General features: G+C 50.2%; 20 protein-coding genes, 2 pseudogenes and 1 other annotated feature. Of the genes and pseudogenes, 11 read left to right on the top strand and 11 right to left on the bottom strand.

Features of this window, described 5'->3' with window-relative positions; translation table 11 throughout:
- Positions 1-3: 3 nt before the first annotated feature.
- Together phsA and NA389_RS03025 are read right to left on the bottom strand one after the other, a co-directional pair.
- Positions 4-2,280, bottom strand: a complete 2,277-nt coding sequence (phsA, locus tag NA389_RS03020; RefSeq protein ID WP_000028225.1) for a thiosulfate reductase PhsA — start codon at positions 2,278-2,280, stop codon at positions 4-6.
- 259 nt (positions 2,281-2,539) lie between these two features.
- Positions 2,540-2,632: pseudogene (locus NA389_RS03025) on the bottom strand (heavy metal-binding domain-containing protein); the annotation flags it as partial.
- A 267-nt stretch (positions 2,633-2,899) separates the two neighbouring features.
- On the opposite strand from NA389_RS03025, the gene sopA reads away from it, so the two are divergent.
- Complete coding sequence (gene sopA, locus NA389_RS03030; RefSeq protein WP_000704008.1) at positions 2,900-5,248, top strand: SPI-1 type III secretion system effector HECT-type E3 ubiquitin transferase SopA; 2,349 nt, start codon at positions 2,900-2,902, stop codon at positions 5,246-5,248.
- 129 nt (positions 5,249-5,377) lie between these two features.
- Here the strand turns inward: sopA and NA389_RS03035 are convergent.
- A pseudogene (locus NA389_RS03035) lies at positions 5,378-5,455 on the bottom strand (hypothetical protein); the annotation flags it as partial.
- Positions 5,456-5,590: 135 nt separating this feature from the next.
- On the opposite strand from NA389_RS03035, the gene sbcB reads away from it, so the two are divergent.
- Positions 5,591-7,021, top strand: a complete 1,431-nt coding sequence (gene sbcB, locus NA389_RS03040) for an exodeoxyribonuclease I (protein WP_000216707.1) — start codon at positions 5,591-5,593, stop codon at positions 7,019-7,021.
- A gap of 135 nt (positions 7,022-7,156) precedes the next feature.
- Here the strand turns inward: sbcB and plaP are convergent, their stop codons facing one another.
- The 4 genes from plaP to NA389_RS03060 form a co-directional block, all read right to left on the bottom strand.
- Positions 7,157-8,515 carry a putrescine/proton symporter PlaP gene (plaP, locus tag NA389_RS03045; protein ID WP_001519005.1) on the bottom strand — a complete coding sequence of 453 codons (1,359 nt, stop codon included), beginning with the start codon at positions 8,513-8,515 and terminating at the stop codon, positions 7,157-7,159.
- Complete coding sequence (gene yoeI / locus NA389_RS03050) at positions 8,505-8,567, bottom strand: membrane protein YoeI (RefSeq protein ID WP_096335044.1); 63 nt, start codon at positions 8,565-8,567, stop codon at positions 8,505-8,507. The genes plaP and yoeI overlap by 11 nt, the downstream gene beginning before the upstream one ends.
- A 233-nt stretch (positions 8,568-8,800) precedes the next feature.
- Positions 8,801-9,715: a LysR family transcriptional regulator gene (locus NA389_RS03055; protein WP_000803316.1), complete on the bottom strand. Its 915-nt coding sequence runs from the start codon at positions 9,713-9,715 to the stop codon at positions 8,801-8,803.
- 45 nt (positions 9,716-9,760) lie between these two features.
- Positions 9,761-10,585 carry an SDR family oxidoreductase gene (locus NA389_RS03060; RefSeq protein WP_000754711.1) on the bottom strand — a complete coding sequence of 275 codons (825 nt, stop codon included), beginning with the start codon at positions 10,583-10,585 and terminating at the stop codon, positions 9,761-9,763.
- A 162-nt stretch (positions 10,586-10,747) separates the two neighbouring features.
- On the opposite strand from NA389_RS03060, the gene hisL reads away from it, so the two are divergent.
- The 9 genes from hisL to hisIE all read left to right on the top strand — a co-directional run bounded on the left by hisL (position 10,748) and on the right by hisIE (position 18,080).
- Positions 10,748-10,798 carry a his operon leader peptide gene (hisL, locus tag NA389_RS03065; RefSeq protein ID WP_001364200.1) on the top strand — a complete coding sequence of 17 codons (51 nt, stop codon included), beginning with the start codon at positions 10,748-10,750 and terminating at the stop codon, positions 10,796-10,798.
- Positions 10,774-10,897 (top strand) — a sequence feature (His leader region). (Overlaps the previous gene by 25 nt.)
- Positions 10,898-10,943: 46 nt before the next feature.
- The gene (gene hisG, locus NA389_RS03070) at positions 10,944-11,843 is read left to right on the top strand and encodes an ATP phosphoribosyltransferase (protein WP_000886599.1); all 900 of its coding nucleotides are present in this window, start codon (positions 10,944-10,946) and stop codon (positions 11,841-11,843) included.
- A 102-nt stretch (positions 11,844-11,945) separates the two neighbouring features.
- The gene (gene hisD, locus NA389_RS03075) at positions 11,946-13,250 is read left to right on the top strand and encodes a histidinol dehydrogenase (RefSeq protein ID WP_000009617.1); all 1,305 of its coding nucleotides are present in this window, start codon (positions 11,946-11,948) and stop codon (positions 13,248-13,250) included.
- The gene (hisC, locus tag NA389_RS03080; RefSeq protein WP_079917087.1) at positions 13,247-14,326 is read left to right on the top strand and encodes a histidinol-phosphate transaminase; all 1,080 of its coding nucleotides are present in this window, start codon (positions 13,247-13,249) and stop codon (positions 14,324-14,326) included. The genes hisD and hisC overlap by 4 nt, the downstream gene beginning before the upstream one ends.
- On the top strand, positions 14,323-15,390 hold the full coding sequence (hisB, locus tag NA389_RS03085; RefSeq protein ID WP_000080051.1) for a bifunctional histidinol-phosphatase/imidazoleglycerol-phosphate dehydratase HisB: 1,068 nt from the start codon (positions 14,323-14,325) through the stop codon (positions 15,388-15,390). Before hisC ends, hisB begins: the two co-directional genes overlap by 4 nt.
- Positions 15,390-15,980 (top strand): imidazole glycerol phosphate synthase subunit HisH, encoded by a 591-nt coding sequence (gene hisH, locus NA389_RS03090; RefSeq protein ID WP_001103591.1) that lies wholly within the window; start codon positions 15,390-15,392, stop codon positions 15,978-15,980. The genes hisB and hisH overlap by 1 nt, the downstream gene beginning before the upstream one ends.
- Entirely contained in the window at positions 15,980-16,717 is a 738-nt protein-coding gene (hisA, locus tag NA389_RS03095; protein ID WP_000586408.1) for a 1-(5-phosphoribosyl)-5-[(5-phosphoribosylamino)methylideneamino]imidazole-4-carboxamide isomerase, read from the top strand. Before hisH ends, hisA begins: the two co-directional genes overlap by 1 nt.
- Complete coding sequence (hisF, locus tag NA389_RS03100; protein WP_000880129.1) at positions 16,699-17,475, top strand: imidazole glycerol phosphate synthase subunit HisF; 777 nt, start codon at positions 16,699-16,701, stop codon at positions 17,473-17,475. The genes hisA and hisF overlap by 19 nt, the downstream gene beginning before the upstream one ends.
- Positions 17,469-18,080, top strand: a complete 612-nt coding sequence (gene hisIE / locus NA389_RS03105) for a bifunctional phosphoribosyl-AMP cyclohydrolase/phosphoribosyl-ATP diphosphatase HisIE (RefSeq protein ID WP_000954826.1) — start codon at positions 17,469-17,471, stop codon at positions 18,078-18,080. The genes hisF and hisIE overlap by 7 nt, the downstream gene beginning before the upstream one ends.
- Positions 18,081-18,161: 81 nt before the next feature.
- On the opposite strand, the gene wzzB is transcribed toward hisIE, so the two are convergent.
- The 4 genes from wzzB to NA389_RS03125 form a co-directional block, all read right to left on the bottom strand.
- Entirely contained in the window at positions 18,162-19,145 is a 984-nt protein-coding gene (gene wzzB / locus NA389_RS03110; protein ID WP_000215264.1) for an LPS O-antigen chain length determinant protein WzzB, read from the bottom strand.
- Between the two features lie 142 nt (positions 19,146-19,287).
- Positions 19,288-20,454: a UDP-glucose 6-dehydrogenase gene (gene ugd, locus NA389_RS03115; protein ID WP_000704825.1), complete on the bottom strand. Its 1,167-nt coding sequence runs from the start codon at positions 20,452-20,454 to the stop codon at positions 19,288-19,290.
- A gap of 235 nt (positions 20,455-20,689) precedes the next feature.
- Positions 20,690-22,096 (bottom strand): NADP-dependent phosphogluconate dehydrogenase, encoded by a 1,407-nt coding sequence (gene gndA / locus NA389_RS03120; RefSeq protein ID WP_000043533.1) that lies wholly within the window; start codon positions 22,094-22,096, stop codon positions 20,690-20,692.
- 289 nt (positions 22,097-22,385) lie between these two features.
- Positions 22,386-23,210 carry a glycosyltransferase gene (locus NA389_RS03125; RefSeq protein ID WP_000332896.1) on the bottom strand — a complete coding sequence of 275 codons (825 nt, stop codon included), beginning with the start codon at positions 23,208-23,210 and terminating at the stop codon, positions 22,386-22,388.
- Positions 23,211-23,878: the final 668 nt, after the last annotated feature.

The following is a 23,878-nucleotide window of genomic DNA, read 5'->3' on the forward strand; positions in this document are numbered from 1 at the left end:
CCCTCATGCCCGGCTCAGCGTCACGCCTGCGGTATGCACTACCGTACCGGATACCGGACTCGTCACGTGCGGCAGTAAATTGCCACAGTGGATACCGTGTGTCGTCGCCGCCGTTTTGGCCCCAGCTTTAGCGCCAAATCCCATATAGACAAAAAGCGTGTCCGGACGGATACCGGGCGTCACCAGCGCCTTACCTTTCTCTTTACCCGTAGCATTTTCCAGCCAGATCTCATCTCCGGTCTTAATGCCTTTTTCTTGCGCCGTTTGCGGATGGACCCAGACCGCGTTATCCCACATTAGCTCGCTGAGTAAAGGTACGTACTGCGTCGCGCCATTGGTATGCACGGCCACCTTGCCCTGAATGAAGTAAAGCTCATTCTCTTTTTTAAGCGCAAAGTCACGAACGCGCGGAACGCCGTAGCCTGGGAGCAATTCCTCCAGGGTTGCGGAATAAAGTTCGATTTTGCCGGAGGGCGATTTGAAGCGAAGCTGTTCGCCATAGGTGTTGTCGCTGTCCGTCGCGATAGCGCCAGGGTAACGCGCCGTAAACAGGCGAACGGATTCTGGTTCGCGTAATAGCAGCGGAACGCCCCATTCGATATACCCTTTCTGTCGCAGTTCCTTCGCTAAAGCATGGTCGCCGTTCAATTGATAGAGTTGGCGCGTCTGCATATCCTGCCACGGATAGTACTGCCCTAATCCCAACTGCTCGCCAAGTTCTTTCCAGATTTGCCAACTCGGACGCGCCTCGCCAATCGGCTCTACGACCTGTTGGCGCAGAGCGTAAGCCGGGTGCAGTCCCGACATATCCGATACCTCTTCGTCCCGTTCGAGATAGGTGCATTCCGGCAGCAGATAGTCGGCATATGCCGCGCTCTCGCTCAAATAGACATCGCAGCTAACCACCAGATCCAGTTGCTCAACGGTTTTTACCAGGTCCGAACGACAGGTGACGGTCTGGAAAGGATTATGCCGCGACATAATCCACGCCTTTACCGGGTAAGGCTTCTGGGTTAACACCGCGTCAATAATGCTTTGCACCACGCCGCCGCCAGCGGCGATATATTTAAACTGCGGTGCGACCAAATCGATTCGTTGCGCCGTCGGTTTCGGCATATTTTTAATGTTGAGTTTCGCCAGCGTTGGCGCGACCTTTTCTCCGGCCAGTTTGTTGTAAACCGACGCGTTTTTTTTCTGATATAGCCCGCCTTCACGCTCAATATTACCGAGCAGTACATTAAGCGTAAAAATCATACGCCGCATATCGATCTCTTCCTGCGAGAACGTCGCGCGATGACCAGGACTGACAATAGCGTGAGGCGCGCAGGCGGCCAGTTCGCGTGTCACCCGGACAATGACGTCGGCCGGGACATCAGCCTGCGCGGCGGCCCATTCCGGCGTCGTCTCTTTTACCGCCTGTGCTAACTGTTCAAATCCGCTGGTATAACGCTCAACAAAAGACGCATCGTAGAGCTGTTCATCAATCATGACGTGGCACATCGCCAGCAGAACCGCTAAATCTCCCCCGGGACGAATAGCGTGCCACTCATCCGCCTTGCTGGAAAATATCGACAGACGCGGATCGAAGCTCACCATTTTGGCCCCCTTCTCCTGCGCGGTCATTAACTCATGGGTATCGGCAACTTCAATCCCTTCATACAAATTGTGGCCAAACGAAACCAGATAGCGCGTGTTAGCGATATCCATCGCCAGATCGCCGCCCATCATCACTTTTGCCGCAATGGCTTTCCCGGCAGGGCATGTTGAGGCGTGAGTAAAGGTATTAGGCGAACCAAAGGCCGTAGCCAGATGGAAAAGATGGCTGGAGAGCGAACCCGATTTGGAAGAGAAAGCCACGCTCTCGGGGCCATGCTGCGCTTTGATGGCATTCATTTTCGCCGCGATTTCCTGGTAAGCCTGTTGCCAGCTAATCACCTGCCATTCACCGTCGCCGCGTGGCCCGGTGCGTTTCATAGGTTTTACAATCCGTTGCGGGTCATTGACCAGGCTGACGCCGCTCCCGCCCCTGGCGCATATGCGCGTCCCCTGCTGCGGCGCAGAAGGATTGCCCTGGATAAAAACGGTCTTGTTATTGACTACCTGCGCCTGAATAGGGCAACGAAAGGAACACATTTCGCACAAGCTTGGCGTTAGCGTGGTTTTACCGTTAATGCCGGCAATCGGGTTGCGCGCCAGCGCCCCGGGCGGAAAAGCGCCCAGCGCGCAGGCAGAGCAGCCGATGCCTACCCCCTGCAAAAAAGAACGACGACTAATGCTCATATAACCTCCTGTTATTAGATATAGCTGAAGATTATATTTAATTTGTATTATGAAATGTCGGCTTCAATCACAATTTGAAATAGTTGTTAAAATGAACACGCCAACACGATAAAACCTTTTGTTTTATAAAAATTTTATATTTTCTGAACACGCACATGGACTGTCATTGAATAATCAGCAGAATTATCAAACAACCCACTGTTAATTATAAAAATGATACAACTCCAATAACACGTAATAATATTTTAAAAAAAACGATTAGTTCCTGAAAAGCGATTTCGCGCGCTTTACGCTGTTCTTTCTCATACGCGCCGGACCGTCCGCCGACGATATCCCGAATGCCGGCGAAAAAACGCTGATTGAGCATCAAAGCGGGTTTACTTTTGCGCACTTATAGGCTTCGTTACCCGACCCGCTCTCTTATGCATGGATTTTTCCGCAGATACGTCAGCATCCCACAATACGGTGACATGATGGCAGAATGGACACTTTCTGAAAGAAACCTGCCAGATAACATGGTGAATTGTGATCTCCATCGCCACACCGACATATGAAACTTACTTCTAAGGCGTTAAAAATCCAGACCGTTTTTCCATAATGATGTTGATAAGGAATTCTAATGAAAATATCATCAGGCACAATTAATTTTTCTACTATTCCTAACCAGGTTAAAAAATTAATTACCTCTATTCGTGAACATACGAAAAACGGGCTCGCCTCAAAAATAACCAGTGTTAAAAACACGCATACATCTTTAAATGAAAAATTTAAAACAGGAAAGGACTCACCGATTGAGTTCACGTTACCACAAAAAATAAAAGACTTCTTTCAGCCGAAAGATAAAAACACCTTAAACAAAACATTGATTACTGTTAAAAATATTAAAGATACAAATAATACAGGTAAGAAAAATATTTCAGAAGAAGATGCCTCAAAAATGACTGCAGCATTCATGCGTAAGCATATAGCAAATCAATCACGTGATTATAATTACAGAGTGACAGGTGCGGCCCCGCTCCCCAGTGGAGTCTCTGTATCAGCCAATAACAGGCCAACGGTTTCTGAAGGTAGAACACCACCAGTATCCCCCTCCCTCTCACTTCAGGCTACGTCTTCCCCGTCATCACCTGCCGACTGGGCTAAGAAACTCACGGATGCAGTTTTACGACAGCAAGCCGGAGAACCCCTTACGACCGCAGATCGCGATTTTTCAAACGCAGATTTCCGTAATATTAAATTCAGCAAAATATTGCCCCCCAACTTCATGAAGCGAGACGGCGATATTATCAAGGGGTTCAATTTTTCAAATTCAAAATTTACTTATTCTGATATATCTCATTTACATTTTGACGAATGCCGATTCACTTATTCGACACTGAATGATGTAGTCTGCAGTAATACGAAATTTAGTAATTCAGACATGAATGAAGTGTCTTTACTGTATTCAATTACTACACAACAACAGCCCTCTTTTATTAATACAACATTAAAAAATACGCTTATACCTCACAAAGCCAACCTCTCTGGCGTTATTTTAAATGAACCGGATAATTTATTACCTCCGTCAATGTCAGGGGGCGGAAATTTTATTCGTCTAGGTGATATCTGGCTGCAAATGCCACTCCTTTGGACTGAGAACGCTGTGGATGGATTTTTAAATCATGAACATAATAATGGTAAAAGTATTCTGATGACCATTAACAACCTGCCCGATAAATACAGACAGGAAAAAGTCCGGGCAATGGAAGATCTGGTAAAGTCATTTCGGAGTGGCCGCTTAACAGAGGCACGTATCCGGCCAGTTGAAAGCTCGCTGGTGAGCGTACTGGCCCACCCCCCCTATACGCAAAGTGCGCTTATCAGCGAGTGGATCAGGCCTGTTCAGGAACGTTTTTTTGCCCACCAGTGCCAGACCTATAATGACGTTCCCCTGCCGGCTCCTGACACATATTATCAGCAGCGCATACTGCCTGTGTTGCTGGATTCGTTTGACAGGAACAGCGACGCCATGACCACTCACAGCGGACTCTTTAATCAGGTGATTTTACACTGTATGACAGGCGTGGACTGCACTGATGGCATCCGCCAGAAAGCTGCAGCGCTTTATGAACAGTATCTTGCTCACCCGGCGGTGTCTCCCCACATCCATAATGGGCTCTTCGGCAATTATGACGGCAGCCCGGACTGGACAACCCGCGCGGCAGATAATTTCCTGCTGCTTTCCTCCCAGGATTCAGACACGGCGATGATGCTCTCCACTGACACGCTGTTAACAATGCTAAACCCTACTCCTGACACTGCATGGGACAACTTTTACCTGCTGCGAGCCGGAGAGAACGTTTCCACCGCGCAAATCTCTCCGGTAGAGTTATTCCGTCATGACTTTCCGGTGTTTCTCGCCGCATTTAATCAGCAGGCCGTGCAGCGACGCTTTGGGGAACTGATTGATATCATCCTCAGCACTGAAGAGCACGGGGAGCTGAACCAGCAGTTTATTGCCGCCACGAACCAGAAACATTCCACCGTGAAGTTGATTGATGATGCCTCAGTGTCGCGTCTGAACACCATTTTTGACCCCCTGTTTCCTGAAGGCAAACTCAGCCCGGCACACTACCAGCACATCCTCAGTGCTTATCACCTGACTGACGCCACCCCACAGAAGCAGGCGGAAACCCTGTTCTGTCTCAGTACCGCATTCGCACGCTATTCCTCCAGCGCCATTTTCGGCACTGAGCATGACTCTCCGCCGGCCCTGAGAGGCTATGCGGAGGCGCTGATGCAGAAAGCCTGGGAGCTGTCTCCGGCGATCTTCCCGTCCAGCGAACAGTTTACCGACTGGTCCGACCGTTTTCACGGCCTCCATGGCGCCTTTACCTGTACCAGCGTTGTGGCGGATAGTATGCAACGTCATGCCAGAAAATATTTCCCGAGTGTTCTGTCATCCATCCTGCCACTGGCCTGGGCGTAGTCCAGCCTTAACCCGTATGGAATTAAGGGACACAGCGTTGTGTCCCTCTGTAAATAGACCCGTTTTAGTCCATGCATTTTTTGAGATCCCGGCCAGATTGACCCTGGCCTAAATTCCATACAGTACTAAATCGGAATCAGTAATTTCAGATGAACCGGAATATGGTTTACCATAGAGGGAGCGTAGCTTAGTGTCGCTGATGGTCATTTTAGTATTTTGTACTCACCATCGCATGTACGAACATTAGCAACAATATCAATTGGTGTACAAATACAATCAATCAACGACAAAATAAAAGAATAAAATATTTCATATACATATAACATCAGGCGTGTACATCAAGTGACAGTTAAAAACGACAGCATACAGAGCACATTCCTCTTCCACGATTACGAAACCTTCGGTACGCATCCGGCCCTCGACAGACCTGCGCAATTCGCCGCGCTCCGTACGGATAACGACTTCAACGTTATTGGCGAGCCGGAGGTGTTTTATTGCAAACCCGCCGATGATTATCTACCGCAGCCCGGCGCAGTGCTGATTACCGGCATCACGCCGCAGGAAGCGCGTGAGAAAGGAGAAAACGAAGCCGCTTTCGCCAGACGCATTCATGCGCTGTTTACCGTTCCTAAAACCTGCGTTGTGGGCTACAACAATGTGCGCTTTGATGATGAAGTCACGCGCAATATTTTTTATCGCAACTTTTACGATCCCTATGCCTGGAGCTGGCAGCATGATAATTCACGTTGGGATCTATTGGATGTCATGCGCGCCTGTTATGCGCTGCGCCCGGAGGGAATTAACTGGCCGGAAAACGACGACGGCCTGCCCAGCTTTCGTCTGGAACATTTAACCCAGGCGAACGGGATCGAACACAGCAACGCGCATGATGCGATGGCGGATGTCTACGCCACTATTGCGATGGCGCAACTGGTGAAAACACGCCAGCCGCGGCTGTTTGATTATCTTTATAGCCACCGCAGTAAACATAAACTGGCGGCGCTGATTGACGTCCCGCAAATGAAGCCGCTGGTGCATGTCTCCGGCATGTTTGGCGCGTGGCGCGGTAATACAAGCTGGGTCGCGCCGCTGGCGTGGCATCCTGAAAACCGTAACGCGGTGATCATGGTCGATTTAGCAGGCGATATTTCTCCTCTTCTTGAACTGGACAGCGAAACCCTTCGCGAGCGGCTTTATACGGCCAAAGCCGATCTTGGCGATCACGCCGCAGTGCCGGTAAAGCTGGTGCATATCAATAAATGTCCGGTACTGGCGCAGGCGAATACCTTGCGCCCGGAGGATGCCGACCGGCTGGGAATTAACCGCCAGCACTGCCTGGATAACCTGAAAGTGTTGCGTGAAAACCCGCAGGTCCGCGACAAAGTGGTGGCGATTTTCGCCGAAGCCGAACCTTTTGCCGCCTCGGATAACGTTGATGCCCAGCTCTATGATGGTTTTTTCAGCGATGCCGATCGCGCAGCCATGAAAATCGTACTCGAAACCGAGCCGCGTAACCTGCCCGCGCTGGATATTACCTTTGTCGATAAGCGCATTGAGAAGCTGCTGTTTAATTACCGCGCACGCAATTTTCCCGGTACGCTGGATGACGCAGAGCAGCAGCGCTGGCTGGAGCATCGCCGTCAGGTGCTGACGCCGGAGTTTTTACAACAGTATGCCAACGAATTGCAGATGCTTTCTCAGCAGTATGCGGAAGATAAAACGAAGCTGGGGTTGCTGAAATCACTGTGGCAGTACGCAACTGAGATTGTGTAATTGACCAATGCCTGACGGGCATTGTTAATCCAGAGCGGATAAATATTTACGCCGCCATCCGGTAAACATGCTGGATGACAAACAAAAAACCGGAGGCACTGCCTCCGGTTTTACTATTACCAATAATACGCGCGATTACGCGACGTCTTCGTACTGTGGAACCGGGTTGCGGAAGCTTTTAGTTACGCACGCCAAATAAATCAGCCCGATACCCGCCCAGATCAGGCCCAGTACCATTGAGCTCTCTTCCAGGTTAACCCACAACGCACCAACCGTGAGCGCACCGCACATAGGCAGGAACAGATACTGGAAGTGATCTTTCAACGTTTTATTACGCTTCTCACGGATCCAGAACTGCGAAATCACCGACAGGTTAACGAAGGTAAACGCGACCAGCGCACCAAAGTTAATCAGCGCCGTCGCCATCACCAGGTCAAAATTAATCGCCAGCAGCGCGATCGCCCCGACCAGGATGATGTTCATCGCTGGCGTACGCCATTTCGGATGAACGTAACCGAAGAAGCTTTTCGGGAATACGCCGTCACGCCCCATTACGTACATCAGGCGCGCTACGCCTGCATGCGCCGCCATACCGGAAGCCAGTACGGTGATAGTAGAGAAGATCAGCGCGCCCACCTGGAAGGTTTTACCCGCCACGTACAGCATGATTTCCGGCTGAGACGCATCCGGATCTTTAAAGCGAGAGATATCCGGGAAGTACAATTGCAGGAAATAGGTTGCAAAGATGAAGATCAGGCCGCCAATCAGCGCGGTCAGGAAAATCGCACGCGGGATCACGCGCTCAGCATCTTTGGTCTCTTCCGACAGGTTACTGATGCCGTCAAAGCCGGTAAAGGAGAAGCACAGGATCGTCGCTCCCGTAATCATCGGGATAACGTGCGCATCGCCGGACCAGAACGGACGGGTGCTCGCCAGCGTACCGGCGCCTTCGCCTTCAAATACGCCATAAACCACCATGCCCAGAATGACCGCAATCAGCACCACCTGTAGCACTACAATCACGGTGTTGAAGTTAGCGACCGATTTGAGGCTGCGCAGGTTAAAGGCCGTCATAAAGGCCACCAGCGCCACGACAAACACCCATGACGGAATGGAGGGCACCAGCGCTTCAAAATAAATTTTCGCCAACAGAATGTTGATCATCGGCGCGAACAGATAATCGAGCAGAGAAGACCAACCCACCATAAAGCCAACGGTCGGGCTGATGGATTTCTGGGCATAGGTGTACGCCGAACCCGCGGAAGGGTAGCGACGCACCAGTTTCCCGTAGCTCAACGCTGTAAACAGAATCGCGATTAACGCGAATGCATACGCCGTCGGTACGTGACCGTCAGTGAGGCCTGAAACGATACCAAATGTATCGAACAGCGTCATCGGCTGCATATAGGCAAGACCCATCATTACAACCGGAACTAACGTAAGCGTTTTACGTAATTCCACGCGAGAGGTGTTTGGAGTAACGTTATGCGACATGGTCATTCTCCTTTACGGCGAATGCCGTCGCGTAAGCAAAAAATTGCCCCATTTTCTGGATTCCTCAGCGACAACAACTGTCGATTTTTAAGTAAGTATCTATCCGGTACGAAGCCCGGCCTCTTGGTATTGAATGATGTGTTTGAAGCAAAAAAATAACCGACGCGTATTAAAACGTCGGTTAGTGTCATTTTTTGCAAGCGGCGTATTCTGCCCTAAATTGAAGTGAAATGACAAGAGAATGCGAGCGCGTTCAAAAAATTATTTTTCATAAGCGATTGATTTTTAAACCGGCGATTTTGCATACACCCCAGCAATAGCATTATTTGCTAAAATTTCATCCCGCCACCAGCCGCTGGCCAGCCCGGCGGTCTGTTCATTCCAGCCAACCCACACCGGTTCATAGACGATTTGCGCTACAACTTTCTTCTCTATAAGCGCGCCGCTTTCCAAAAATCGCTGCGCCAGATAACGCGGTAAATAGCCGCATCCCAGGCCGCTAATTTGCAGCTCCAGCTTGGTTTTAAAATCAAACACGGTAATCGCTTCCTGAGCGTCGAGCAGTTCAGACCCTATTGATCGCGAGGAATGGACGCTATCGCCAACCACAATCGCGCGAAAACGTTTGATCGTCTGGCGGCTAAGCGGTTCCTCTTCATGAACCAGCGGATGATGCGGAGCGACAGCAAACACCAGTTCAAGATCGCCCAGTCTTGCAAAGCCAAAGCCTGTGTCAGGCGGCGGCGCGCGCATGGCGCCAACAATGATATCCGCCCTTCCCTGCGTCAGCGTCTCCCATGAACCGCCGAGAACGCCATTAACAAATTTAAGGCGCGTCACGCTGTGGCGTTGATAAAAAGCGTCGATAAGCGGGGCCAGAAGAGAAAAGGGAAAGGTATCATCCACACCGATGACCAGTTCGTTCTCCCAGCCTTCATGCAGTTTAATCGCCTGCTTTTCCAGCTCGCGAACGGTGTGCAGCACTTCACGGCCTTTTTCCAGTAGCATCTTACCGGTTCGCGTAAATCGCGCGCGATGCCCGCTACGGTCGAGCAGTTGGATATTAAGATCGTTTTCCAGCTTATGAACGGTATAACTAAGGGCGGACGGCGTTTTAAATAATTTTGCCGACGCCGCCGCGAAGCTGCCTTCTTTTTCTAACGCATCAAGAATAATCAGAACGTCCAGCAGTGGTTTCATACTCGTCCCCTTGCGCTATATGGCGACCACCTGCTGGACAGCGACTCACTCCATCGGCATCACCAGCGGATCGGGATATTGATATTCAAATCCCAGCTCATTACAAATCCGGCTACCGTCGATAATCTTCCCTTTGCCGTTGTCCGGTGCGTCACGAAAATGCGGCGGCGCTATTCCCAGCAAGCGCGTCATTTGCGGATAAAACACGTTGCGGGCTGGATGCGCCGGCGCACATATATTATAGATGTGCCCTCCTTTTGGCGCCTGTAGCAAGAGGGTAATTGCGCCAACCACGTCTTCAAGATGCACCAGATTGACCCCGTGTTGACCATCCGGCGCGGTTTTTCCAGCAAAGAAACGTCCGGGGTGGCGTCCAGGCCCGACCAACCCCGCCAGCCGCAGAATATCCACTGACGTGCCCGGCAGATTATGCAGCCAATCTTCCAGTTCCTTCAGGGTACGCCCGCTGGCCGTGACCGGATTACGCGGCGTATTCTCTTTCACCACGCCTTGCGCATCGCCGTAAACAGACGTCGAACTGGTAAAAATAATACGCGGGATACGATAAGCCAGCGCGCTGTCGACCAGCTCCTGCATCGCCTGCAGATAAAAATCCTCTCCCGGACCGCTACGGCGCGCGGGCAGTGTTATCACCAGCGCATCGACATCCAGCAGAGCGTCAAGATCGTCCGCCTCACAGACCAGCTCCGGCTCCAGACGCAGCGGATAGCTTTCAATTCCACTCATACGGGCCGCTTCCACCCCGTCAAGGGTGGTTTTGCTGCCGGTAACCTGCCAGCCTCTCGCTGCCAGCGACATTGCCAGCGGCATGCCTAACCAACCTAAACCGACAATTGCGACCTTTTTCATCCATTTTCTCCTGACTTTAACGCCTTATACATAAGGCTACGCCAGCCCGCCGTGACTGACAATTCATACTATAAATGCGAAATGAAAAAAGCGCTTGCTTTAAGGCGTAAAAGTGGTTTAGGTTAAAAGGTATCAAATGAATAAGCATTCATCGGAATTTTTATGACACGCGTTCAATTTAAACACCACCATCATCACCATCATCCTGACTAGTCTTTCAGGCGATGTGTGCTGGAAGACATTCAGATCTTCCAGTGGTGCATGAACGCATGAGAAAGCCCCCGGAAGATCATCTTCCGGGGGCTTTTTTTTGGCGCGCGATACAGACCGGTTCAGACAGGATAAAGAGGAACGCAGAATGTTAGACAACACTCGCTTACGCATAGCTATTCAGAAATCAGGCCGTTTAAGCGATGATTCACGAGAATTGCTGGCCCGCTGCGGCATAAAAATTAATTTACACACTCAGCGCCTGATTGCGATGGCGGAAAACATGCCGATTGATATCCTGCGCGTGCGTGATGATGACATTCCGGGTCTGGTGATGGATGGCGTGGTCGATCTCGGCATTATCGGCGAGAACGTGCTGGAAGAAGAGCTACTCAACCGCCGCGCGCAGGGCGAAGATCCGCGCTATTTTACCCTGCGCCGTCTTGACTTCGGCGGCTGCCGTTTATCGCTGGCAACGCCGGTTGACGAAGCCTGGGACGGCCCGGCCGCGCTGGACGGTAAACGTATCGCTACCTCTTATCCGCACCTCCTCAAACGCTACCTCGACCAGAAAGGCGTCTCTTTTAAATCGTGTCTGTTAAATGGTTCTGTCGAAGTCGCGCCGCGCGCGGGGCTGGCCGACGCTATCTGCGATTTGGTCTCTACCGGCGCGACGCTTGAAGCTAACGGCCTGCGTGAAGTCGAAGTTATCTACCGCTCTAAAGCCTGTCTGATTCAGCGCGACGGTGAGATGGCACAGAGCAAGCAAGAGCTGATCGATAAATTGCTGACCCGTATTCAGGGCGTGATTCAGGCGCGCGAATCGAAATACATCATGATGCACGCGCCAAGCGAACGCCTGGAAGAGGTTATCGCCCTGCTGCCAGGCGCTGAAAGGCCGACAATTCTGCCGCTGGCGGGCGAGCAACAGCGCGTGGCGATGCACATGGTCAGCAGCGAAACGCTGTTCTGGGAAACCATGGAGAAACTGAAAGCGCTTGGCGCCAGCTCGATTCTGGTACTGCCGATCGAGAAGATGATGGAGTGATCTGACGCCTGATGGCGCTGCGCTTATCAGGCCTACGTAATGCGTTGATATTTTGGGTTCAGTAGGCCGGATAAGGCGGAACCCTGTGATGGAGTAAAGACCATGAGCTTCAATACCCTGATTGACTGGAACAGCTGTAGCCCTGAGCAGCAGCGTGCGCTGCTGACGCGTCCGGCGATTTCCGCCTCTGACAGTATTACCCGGACGGTCAGCGATATTCTGGATAATGTAAAAACGCGCGGTGACGATGCCCTGCGTGAATACAGCGCTAAATTTGATAAAACAGAAGTGACAGCGCTACGCGTCACCCCTGAAGAGATCGCCGCCGCCGGCGCGCGTCTGAGCGACGAACTAAAACAGGCGATGGCCGCGGCCGTCAAAAATATTGAAACGTTCCATTCCGCGCAGACGCTACCGCCAGTAGATATAGAAACCCAGCCAGGCGTGCGTTGCCAGCAGGTTACGCGTCCCGTCGCGTCTGTCGGTCTGTATATTCCCGGCGGCTCGGCTCCGCTCTTCTCAACGGTGCTGATGCTGGCGACGCCGGCGCGCATTGCGGGATGTCAGAACGTGGTTCTGTGCTCGCCGCCGCCCATCGCTGATGAAATCCTCTATGCGGCGCAACTGTGTGGCGTGCAGGAAATCTTTAACGTCGGCGGCGCGCAGGCGATTGCCGCTCTGGCCTTCGGCAGCGAGTCCGTACCGAAAGTGGATAAAATTTTTGGCCCCGGCAACGCCTTTGTAACCGAAGCCAAGCGTCAGGTCAGCCAGCGCCTCGACGGCGCGGCTATCGATATGCCAGCCGGGCCGTCTGAAGTACTGGTGATCGCCGACAGCGGCGCAACACCGGATTTCGTCGCTTCTGACCTGCTCTCCCAGGCTGAGCACGGTCCGGATTCGCAGGTGATCCTGCTGACGCCTGATGCTGACATTGCCCGCAAGGTGGCGGAGGCGGTAGAACGTCAACTGGCGGAGCTGCCGCGCGCGGACACCGCCCGGCAGGCCCTGAGCGCCAGTCGTCTGATTGTGACCAAAGATTTAGCGCAGTGCGTCGCCATCTCTAATCAGTATGGGCCGGAACACTTAATTATCCAGACGCGCAATGCGCGCGATTTGGTGGATGCGATTACCAGCGCAGGCTCGGTATTCCTCGGCGACTGGTCGCCGGAATCCGCCGGTGATTACGCTTCCGGAACCAACCATGTTTTACCGACCTATGGCTATACTGCTACCTGTTCCAGCCTTGGGTTAGCGGATTTCCAGAAACGGATGACCGTTCAGGAACTGTCGAAAGCGGGCTTTTCCGCTCTGGCATCAACCATTGAAACATTGGCGGCGGCAGAACGTCTGACCGCCCATAAAAATGCCGTGACCCTGCGCGTAAACGCCCTCAAGGAGCAAGCATGAGCACTGAAAATACTCTCAGCGTCGCTGACTTAGCCCGTGAAAATGTCCGCAACCTGGTACCGTATCAGTCCGCCCGCCGTCTGGGCGGTAACGGCGATGTCTGGCTGAACGCGAATGAATTCCCGACAGCGGTGGAGTTTCAGCTCACCCAACAAACGCTTAACCGCTACCCGGAATGCCAGCCAAAGGCCGTGATTGAAAACTACGCGCAATATGCTGGCGTAAAGCCGGAGCAGGTGCTGGTCAGCCGCGGCGCGGATGAAGGGATCGAGCTGGTGATCCGCGCCTTCTGCGAACCGGGGAAAGACGCCATTCTCTACTGTCCGCCCACTTACGGTATGTACAGCGTCAGCGCCGAAACTATTGGCGTAGAGCGCCGGACGGTTCCCGCGCTTGAAAACTGGCAGCTGGATCTACAGGGGATTTCCGACAACCTTGACGGCACAAAAGTGGTGTTCGTTTGTAGCCCCAATAATCCTACCGGACAACTTATCAACCCGCAGGATCTGCGCACGCTGCTGGAGTTGACACGCGGTAAAGCGATAGTCGTCGCCGACGAAGCTTATATTGAGTTTTGCCCACAGGCCACGCTGACAGGCTGGCTGGTTGAATATCCTCATCTGGTTATCCTGCGCACATTGTCGAAAGCTTTTGCGCTGGCGGGTCTGCGCTGCGGCTTTACTCTGGCTAATGAAGAGGTGATCAACCTGCTGTTAAAAGTGATCGCCCCTTATCCGCTTTCTACGCCAGTGGCGGATATCGCCGCCCAGGCGCTGAGTCCGCAGGGAATAAACGCAATGCGCGATCGCGTGGCGCAGACAGTGCAGGAACGTCAGTATCTGGTGAATGCCCTGCAACAGACCGCCTGCGTAGAACACGTCTTTGACTCTGAAACCAACTATATTCTGGCGCGATTTACTGCCTCCAGCAGCGTGTTTAAATCCTTATGGGATCAGGGCATTATCTTACGCGATCAGAATAAACAATCTTCTTTAAGCGGCTGCCTGCGGATTACGGTCGGCACCCGCCAGGAAAACCAGCGCGTCATTGACGCCTTACGTGCGGAGCCAGTATGAGTCAGAAGTATCTTTTCATCGACCGGGACGGAACATTGATTTCCGAACCGCCAAGCGATTTTCAGGTAGACCGCTTTGATAAACTGGCCTTTGAGCCAGAGGTGATTCCCGTATTGCTGAAGCTGCAAAAAGCCGGTTTTAAGCTGGTGATGATCACTAACCAGGATGGTCTTGGCACGCAAAGCTTCCCGCAGGCGGACTTCGACGGACCGCACAACCTGATGATGCAGATTTTCACCTCTCAGGGCGTACGCTTTGATGAGGTGCTGATCTGCCCTCACCTGCCCGCAGACGATTGCGAGTGCCGCAAGCCCAAAGTGAAGCTGGTGGAGCGTTATCTTGCGGAACAAGCGATGGATAGCGCCAACAGCTATGTGATTGGCGATCGTGCGACCGATATCCAGCTCGCTGATAACATGGGCATTACTGGTTTACGCTATCACCGTGAAACGCTGAACTGGACGATGATTGGCGAACAGCTAACGAAACGCGATCGCTATGCGCATGTGGTCCGCAACACCAAAGAGACACAGATTGATGTCAGCGTCTGGCTGGATCGCGAAGGCAACAGCAAGATTAATACCGGCGTCGGCTTCTTTGACCATATGCTCGATCAAATCGCCACCCACGGCGGCTTTCGCATGGAGATTACCGTTAAGGGCGATCTCTATATCGACGATCACCACACGGTAGAAGATACCGGACTGGCGCTCGGTGAGGCATTAAAACTGGCACTCGGCGACAAGCGCGGTATCTGCCGTTTTGGCTTTGTACTGCCGATGGATGAATGTCTGGCGCGCTGCGCGCTGGATATTTCCGGTCGTCCGCATCTGGAATATAAAGCTGAATTTACCTACCAGCGTGTGGGCGATTTGAGCACAGAGATGATTGAACACTTTTTCCGCTCACTCTCTTACACGATGGGCGTCACTCTGCATCTCAAGACTAAGGGTAAGAACGATCACCACCGTGTCGAAAGTTTGTTTAAAGCCTTTGGTCGGACGCTACGCCAGGCTATTCGCGTGGAGGGCGATACATTACCGTCCTCGAAAGGAGTGCTGTGATGAACGTCGTCATCCTTGACACCGGCTGCGCCAATTTAAGCTCGGTAAAATCCGCCGTGGCGCGCCACGGTTACACCCCGGTGGTCAGCCGCGAAGCGGAAATCGTATTACGCGCTGACAAACTCTTTCTGCCCGGCGTCGGCACGGCGCAGGCCGCTATGGATCAACTGCGCGAACGTGAACTGATCGACTTAATTAAAGCGTGTACTCAGCCGGTACTGGGTATCTGCTTAGGGATGCAACTGCTGGGTCGTCGCAGCGAAGAGACGCGCGGCGTGGATCTGCTGAACATTATCGAGCAAGACGTGCCGAAAATGACCGACTTTGGTCTGCCGCTGCCGCACATGGGCTGGAATCGCGTGTATCCGCAGGCGGGCAACCGGCTGTTTCAGGGCATTGAAGATGGCGCCTATTTTTACTTTGTTCACAGCTACGCGATGCCGGTCAACCCGTGGACTATCGCCCAGTGCAATTACGGCGAGCCGTTTACCGCAGCGGTACAGAAAGATAATTTCTTCGGCGTACAGTTCCACCCGGAACGTTCGGGCGCGGCGGGTGCACAGTTGCTGAAAAACTTCCTGGAGATGTAATGATTATTCCGGCATTAGATTTAATTGACGGCACCGTGGTGCGTCTCCATCAGGGCGACTACGCCCGCCAGCGGGATTACGGTAACGATCCCCTGCCCCGTTTGCAGGATTACGCCGCCCAGGGCGCTGGGGTGCTGCATCTGGTAGATCTGACCGGCGCTAAAGATCCGGCGAAGCGACAGATACCGCTGATTAAAACCCTGGTCGCGGGCGTGAACGTGCCTGTTCAGGTCGGCGGCGGCGTGCGTACCGAAGAAGACGTTGCGGCATTACTGAAAGCTGGCGTTGCCCGTGTGGTCATCGGTTCAACGGCGGTGAAATCCCCTGACGTGGTGAAAGGCTGGTTTGAACGTTTTGGCGCGCAGGCGCTGGTGCTGGCGCTGGACGTTCGCATAGACGAACACGGCAATAAGCAGGTGGCGGTTAGCGGCTGGCAGGAAAATTCCGGCGTCTCGCTGGAACAACTGGTGGAGACCTATCTCCCCGTCGGCCTGAAACATGTACTGTGTACCGATATTTCCCGCGACGGCACGCTGGCGGGCTCTAACGTTTCTCTGTACGAAGAGGTATGCACCAGATATCCGCAAATCGCCTTTCAGTCCTCCGGCGGTATTGGCGATATCGATGATATTGCCGCCCTGCGCGGCACCGGCGTGCGCGGCGTGATTGTCGGGCGCGCGCTGTTAGAAGGGAAATTTACCGTTAAGGAGGCCATCCAATGCTGGCAAAACGTATAATTCCGTGTCTGGACGTTCGTGATGGTCAGGTGGTGAAAGGCGTACAGTTTCGCAACCATGAGATCATTGGCGATATCGTTCCGCTGGCCAAACGCTATGCCGACGAAGGCGCGGACGAACTGGTGTTCTATGACATTACCGCCTCCAGCGATGGTCGCGTAGTCGATAAAAGCTGGGTGGCGCGCGTTGCCGAGGTGATCGACATTCCGTTTTGCGTAGCGGGCGGTATCCGGTCAATTGACGACGCCGCCAAAATTCTTTCTTTCGGGGCGGATAAGATCTCTATCAACTCCCCGGCGCTGGCTGACCCAACGCTGATTACCCGTCTGGCTGACCGTTTTGGCGTACAGTGCATTGTCGTCGGGATTGATACCTGGTTTGACAACGCCACGGGGAAATATCATGTTAACCAGTATACCGGCGATGAAAACCGTACCCGCGTGACGCAGTGGGAGACACTGGATTGGGTGCAAGAGGTACAACAGCGCGGCGCGGGGGAAATCGTCCTGAATATGATGAACCAGGACGGCGTGCGTAACGGTTACGATCTGACGCAGTTGAAAAAAGTCCGTGACGTTTGCCGCGTGCCGCTGATCGCCTCCGGCGGCGCGGGCACGATGGAACACTTTCTTGAGGCATTCCGTGATGCCGATGTCGACGGCGCGCTTGCCGCCTCCGTTTTTCACAAGCAAATCATCAATATTGGCGAATTAAAAGCGTACCTGGCAGGCCAGGGCGTGGAGATCAGGATATGTTAACAGAGCAACAATGCCGCGAGCTGGACTGGGAAAAAACCGATGGCCTGATGCCAGCCATCGTGCAACATGCGGTATCCGGCGAAGTATTGATGCTGGGCTATATGAACCCACAAGCGCTGGACAAAACCATTGAATCCGGCCATGTCACGTTCTTCTCACGCACGAAACAGCGTTTATGGACCAAAGGTGAAACCTCAGGCCATGTGCTGAATGTCGTCAGCATTGCGCCGGATTGCGACAACGATACACTGCTGGTGCTGGCAAACCCTGTCGGGCCGACCTGCCACAAAGGTACCAGTAGCTGCTTTGGCGACGCCAGCCATCAATGGTTATTCCTGTATCAACTGGAGCAGCTACTGGCAGAGCGCAAAACCGCCGATCCGGCCAGCTCTTACACGGCGAAACTGTACGCCAGCGGTACTAAACGTATTGCGCAAAAAGTTGGCGAAGAAGGTGTGGAAACCGCGCTGGCGGCCACCGTCAATGATCGTTTTGAATTAACCAATGAAGCGTCTGACTTGATGTACCACCTGCTGGTGCTGTTGCAGGATCAGGATCTCAACCTCACCGCCGTGATCGACAATCTTCGTAAGCGTCATCAATAAGCATAAAAAAACCGGGCAATGCCCGGTTTTTTAGTGAGAAATTTTACCTTTCGAAGCCAACCCACCATCCGGCAAAGAAGCTTACAAGGCTTTTGGCTTATAGCTACGTAGCGCATTGCGTCCCAGCACAATCCCGGCGCCGATCATCCCGCCCAGCAACACTGCCAGCACGAGAGTAATGGCTGTTTTCGGGCTATCGCGACGGACCGGCAGCGTCGGCTTCATCACATAACGATAGACGTGCACCGTATCGGCAGTCACTTTCAGATTTTTAATGTCCAGCAGTGTCTGCTTCGTCTGGTAATAGGCCGGAGAAAAGACCAGTGGACGCGTCGCTTCGTTCTGTATCATCGATTTCAGCGCATCGCTGCCCAGCAGGAACATCGTGTCCTGGGTAACATCCTGGGTTTGCTGAATCTGCGGCTGCGTGATTTTGGCCTCATCCGCATAACGCAACGCTTCTTCGATTTGCTTAATACGCAGATCTTTTTGTTCCTGCGCCACAACTTCCTGCGTCTCAAGAGACTCCTGCAACGTTTTGGTTTGCAGCGTGATGTTATCTTTCAGGTCAACTTCCAGTTCCTTAGCGACCTCTTCATCCACCTGTTGGATATATTCCGCCAGCCGACGCTGCGCCCCTTCAGCGGTAGTACTCACATAAGAAACCGAGAGTGGCAGCGCCTGCCCCTTTACCGACTGTTCAATGGTGAGCTTTTCCCGCTCTTTCTGATTATCCAGCGCTTCCGATAATGCGGAAAACGCAGAGCTAAAGCGGCTTATAAAATTCGCCTGCACTTCAGAGATTTTGGGAGCATTCCCGCCATACAAGACGTTGAGCGCGTTGGTATAGGTGGCAGCCTGCGCGGCATCAGGTTGGGTAATAATCGCCGTGGATGTCCATTTTTCTTTGGCTATCATCAGGTAGCCTACGGCCAGCAAAATGGCGATAACAACGGCTACAATAATGGTCATCTTCCCACGCCATAACTGTAGCAATAACTCAATCAAATCAATCTGTTCCGGATCGTTCCCACGCCCGGAAGACGTATTACTATCCACTGTCATAGATACCCTAACTAAAAAAAGGATGAAGCTGGAGACAGTGTAGTCATAAAGCAAATATATGCCATAGGATTAATGATAAAAATCAGACATTATTTCCATTTGGTCAATAAATCATCGGGACTCATCAGCCCCGATTGCCTTATTAATCACTACCGAAAAGATCGCGGGTATACACTTTTTCAGCAACATCCAAAAGCTCTGCCGCCATCCTGTTGGAAATAATGACATCCGCCTGCTGTTTAAAGCAGTGCAAATCACGTTCAAGACGTGAGTTAAAGAAAGTATCTTCTTCCATTACCGGCTCATAGATGATGACCTCTACGCCTTTCGCTTTAATGCGCTTCATAATCCCCTGAATCGATGAGGCGCGGAAGTTATCGGAGCCACTCTTCATAATCAGGCGATAAATGCCCACCACTTTAGGCTTTCTGGCGAGGATAGCGTCGGCAATAAAATCTTTACGCGTACGGTTTGCTTCAACGATAGCGGAGATAATATTATTAGGCACCGACTGATAATTAGCCAGCAACTGTTTGGTATCTTTTGGCAAACAATATCCGCCATAACCAAAAGAGGGATTATTATAATGATTGCCAATACGCGGATCGAGGCACACCCCTTCAATAATTTGTCGGGTATTTAATCCTAACGTTTCAGCATAGCTGTCTAATTCATTAAAATAAGCGACTCGCATAGCGAGATAAGTATTGGCGAAAAGTTTAATGGCTTCCGCTTCAGTGGAGTCCGTAAACAGCGTCGGAATCTCCTGTTTAATAGCGCCTTCCTGGAGTAATGCGGCAAATTCTCTGGCGCGCTCAGACTGTTCCCCAATCACGATACGGGAGGGATAAAGGTTATCGTAAAGGGCTTTACCTTCACGTAAAAACTCCGGAGAGAAAATGATATTTTCTGTCGCAAACTTCTGACGCATTGCCGCCGTGAAGCCAACCGGCACCGTAGACTTAATAATCATCACGGCTGCGGGGTTGATGCTGATCACATCCTGAATGACCGATTCCACACTGGACGTATTAAAATAGTTGGTTTTGGGATCGTAATCCGTAGGCGTAGCAATGATGACGTAATCTGCATTCTGGTACGCATCAAACTTATCCAGCGTTGCCCTGAATCTGATGTTATCTTCCTTTAAAAATTGCTGAATTTCTTTATCAACAATCGGAGATATCCGATCATTTAACAGTTCAACACGGGAAGGAACAATGTCTAACGCCACCACATCATGATGTTGTGCAATAAGCAAACCATTAGACAAGCCAACATAACCCGTCCCGGATATCGTGATTTTCATTATTCGCTCTCAGAATTAACTTAATTATGAATCATGATGTATTTCGCATCCTGATAAGATATTAAAGTTTTAACGCCTGAGTATATAAAGTGCAACGCAGACGAAAACAATTCAGATTATCTTCATTACGATAAACACAGATTATTAAGTTAATATTAAGTAAAAGCGATAAATCAATAAGAATAGAGATAAAAAAAGCCCGGTATTAAACCGGGCTTAAACATTTTTGCAGAAATTATTCCAACCATTCGGTATGGAAAACACCTTCTTTATCAGTACGTTTATAGGTGTGCGCACCAAAGTAGTCACGCTGCGCCTGAATTAAGTTAGCTGGCAGTACTGCGGCGCGATAGCTGTCATAGTAGGCAACTGCCGCAGAGAATGTCGGCACTGGAATGCCGTTCTGCACCGCGTAAGCCACGACATCACGCAGCGCCTGCTGGTACTCATCAGCAATTTTCTTGAAGTAAGGCGCTAACAGCAAATTGGCAATACCAGCGTTTTCTGCGTAAGCATCGGTGATTTTCTGCAGGAACTGAGCGCGAATGATACAACCCGCACGGAAAATCTTAGCAATCTCGCCGTAGTTGAGATCCCAGTGATATTCATCAGACGCGGCGCGTAGCTGCGAGAAGCCCTGCGCATAGGAGACGATCTTGCCAAGATACAGCGCGCGACGCACTTTCTCGATAAATTCCGCTTTGTCGCCTGCCGGTTGCGCTTTCGGCCCGGAGAGCACTTTAGATGCGGCAACACGTTGCGCTTTCAACGAAGAGATGTAACGCGCAAAGACAGATTCGGTAATCAGCGACAGCGGTTCGCCCAGATCCAGCGCGCTCTGGCTGGTCCATTTACCGGTCCCTTTGTTGGCGGCTTCATCAAGAATGACATCCACCAGGTAATTACCGTCTTCATCTTTTTTAGTGAAGATGTCTTTAGTGATGTCGATCAGATAACTGCTCAGCTCGCCGTTATTCCACTCAGTAAAAGTGTTCGCCAACTCTTCATTGCTGAGGTTCAGGCCGCCTTTCAGCAGGGAGTAAGCTTCAGCGATAAGCTGCATATCGCCATATTCAATACCATTGTGGACCATCTTGACGTAGTGACCCGCACCATCGGCGCCGATATAGGTCACGCACGGTTCGCCATCTTCCGCCACAGCAGCAATCTTCGTCAGGATCGGCGCCACCAGTTCATAGGCATCTTTCTGACCGCCAGGCATGATAGATGGCCCTTTCAGCGCGCCCTCTTCACCACCGGAAACACCGGTACCGATAAAGTTAAAACCTTCCGCAGACAGCTCGCGATTGCGACGGATTGTGTCCTGGAAGAAGGTGTTACCGCCATCAATAATGATATCGCCTTTTTCCAGATACGGTTTCAGCGAATCGATAGCAGCATCAGTACCTGCGCCCGCTTTCACCATTAACAGGATACGACGAGGCGTTTCGAGGGATTCAACAAACTCTTTCACCGTGTAATAAGGCACCAGCTTTTTGCCGGGATTCTCTGCAATCACTTCTTCGGTCTTTTCACGGGAGCGGTTGAAAACGGATACGGTATAACCACGGCTTTCGATGTTGAGCGCGAGATTGCGCCCCATCACTGCCATACCGACGACGCCGATCTGTTGCTTGGACATTACATACTCCTGTCAGGTGTGGTCACCGCGCGACGAGAGCGCGGCTTGAAATGCATTGTAAATCTTAACTCAAGTTGACTCGATAAAACAATGTTTAAGCATGACTTAAGACAACTATTTTATTATTAATATAAAAATAAACATGAATTAATCACGATTAAAAGTAAATGCTTTTTGGCACTATGCGCTGAAAACAATCAAAAGGTTATAATAAATATTTATATGCAATTATCCCTAAATTACATTTACATACAATTATACTTTATACTTAAAGAAATATATTTAATAGCTATCTACGTAGTATTGTAGAATATAATATTGACAATAATGGGACAGGTAAAAGTCGAAAAGGAAGTCGAATTAAAAGATTTTTTATTAACTCAGGGAAAGTCAAATAACCTTTTTTGTAAAAATCAACTTGTACTGAAAATTCTGACTTTGCATATTTCAAACCTGCACGTCTGGCAGACATTCCATTTCCAGTTCTAGCAAATACTAATACATCAGATAAATTAGCTGTGATAACACCATTTTGTATCATGCGCATCCAAAGCGCATAGTCTTCATATAAATACTCATGCTGGTAACCACCAGCACTGATAACCAAATCTTTTTTAAATACAACAGCCATATGGTTGAACGCATTTCTTTTTTTAACAAATCGCAAAATTTCTTGATGTGTTAATGGTAATTTACGAAAAGCATAAACGTCGTTAATTGAGTTTTTAAATTCACCAATAGTAGAACTCAACAACCCAACTTCTGGATGTTGTTGAAGATAAGATATTTGTTTTAAAAAACGGTCTTTATGGCAAATATCATCAGTATCCATTCTAGCAACGATATTAAATGAACACTGTGCAAGACCTTTGTTGAGAGCGCTACCTAAACCAACATTAACCGGAATTCTTACTATATTAATATTCAGGCTGCCACTCCATTTTGAAACCACACCTTCCAGTTCAGCACTAAGTGGTCCATCAAAAACGCATATAATCTCGGCAGGCAACAACGATTGATTTGCAAGACTTGCGAAACACGCTTCAAGATAAACTGGACTTTCTTTATAGTATAAAGACATCAATACGCTAAACGATTTTGCACTATCACACATTAATATTCACCTGCGTATATAAAAACCTAAACATCATATAGTAGAATGCATAACATGAAAAAACAAAGCATACATAAGTCTTAAAATAATAATAACAAAAAATACCACCAATCAAGAGAATCATGTAATAAATATAGCGGCCGTTTTTTTTATTAGTCAATAAAAATGTCTTAAAAAAGCTTAGCCCGAATCTATTCTCGGCACATCTTTCAAAGGTATTGATAAGAGGAAATAATAAAATCATTATAAAAAAAACGCTAACATTATTAACCCCAGAAAACAATAACACTGGTGAACAATATCGCAATGTCACTAATACGAAATGTAGTGGTATATTTAATCTATTCCTGACTGAATTATAAACTACATATGTAGGTATTATGAACCAACTTGCTAACAAAAAAGTCAAAGAATTCTCATATGAAAAAAAAATAATAATTGTTAAAGATATTGCGATAGTAAAACGAAAAAAATAAATAGTTTTCTTGTTTCTTTCATAAAATTGTAACTGAGAATATCCAAGCCGCAATGTTGGCGATACTTCATTTTTTATCGTTTCAGTATCATTATATATATACCCAATCTCATAAAGATTATACACTAAAAGGATACCAAGAAATGATTTCAATAAATAAATAAAATTAACTATCGGAGATAGAAACATAAAA

This window comes from Salmonella sp. NW645 (assembly GCF_051703725.1).
GTDB lineage: Bacteria > Pseudomonadota > Gammaproteobacteria > Enterobacterales > Enterobacteriaceae > Salmonella > Salmonella enterica.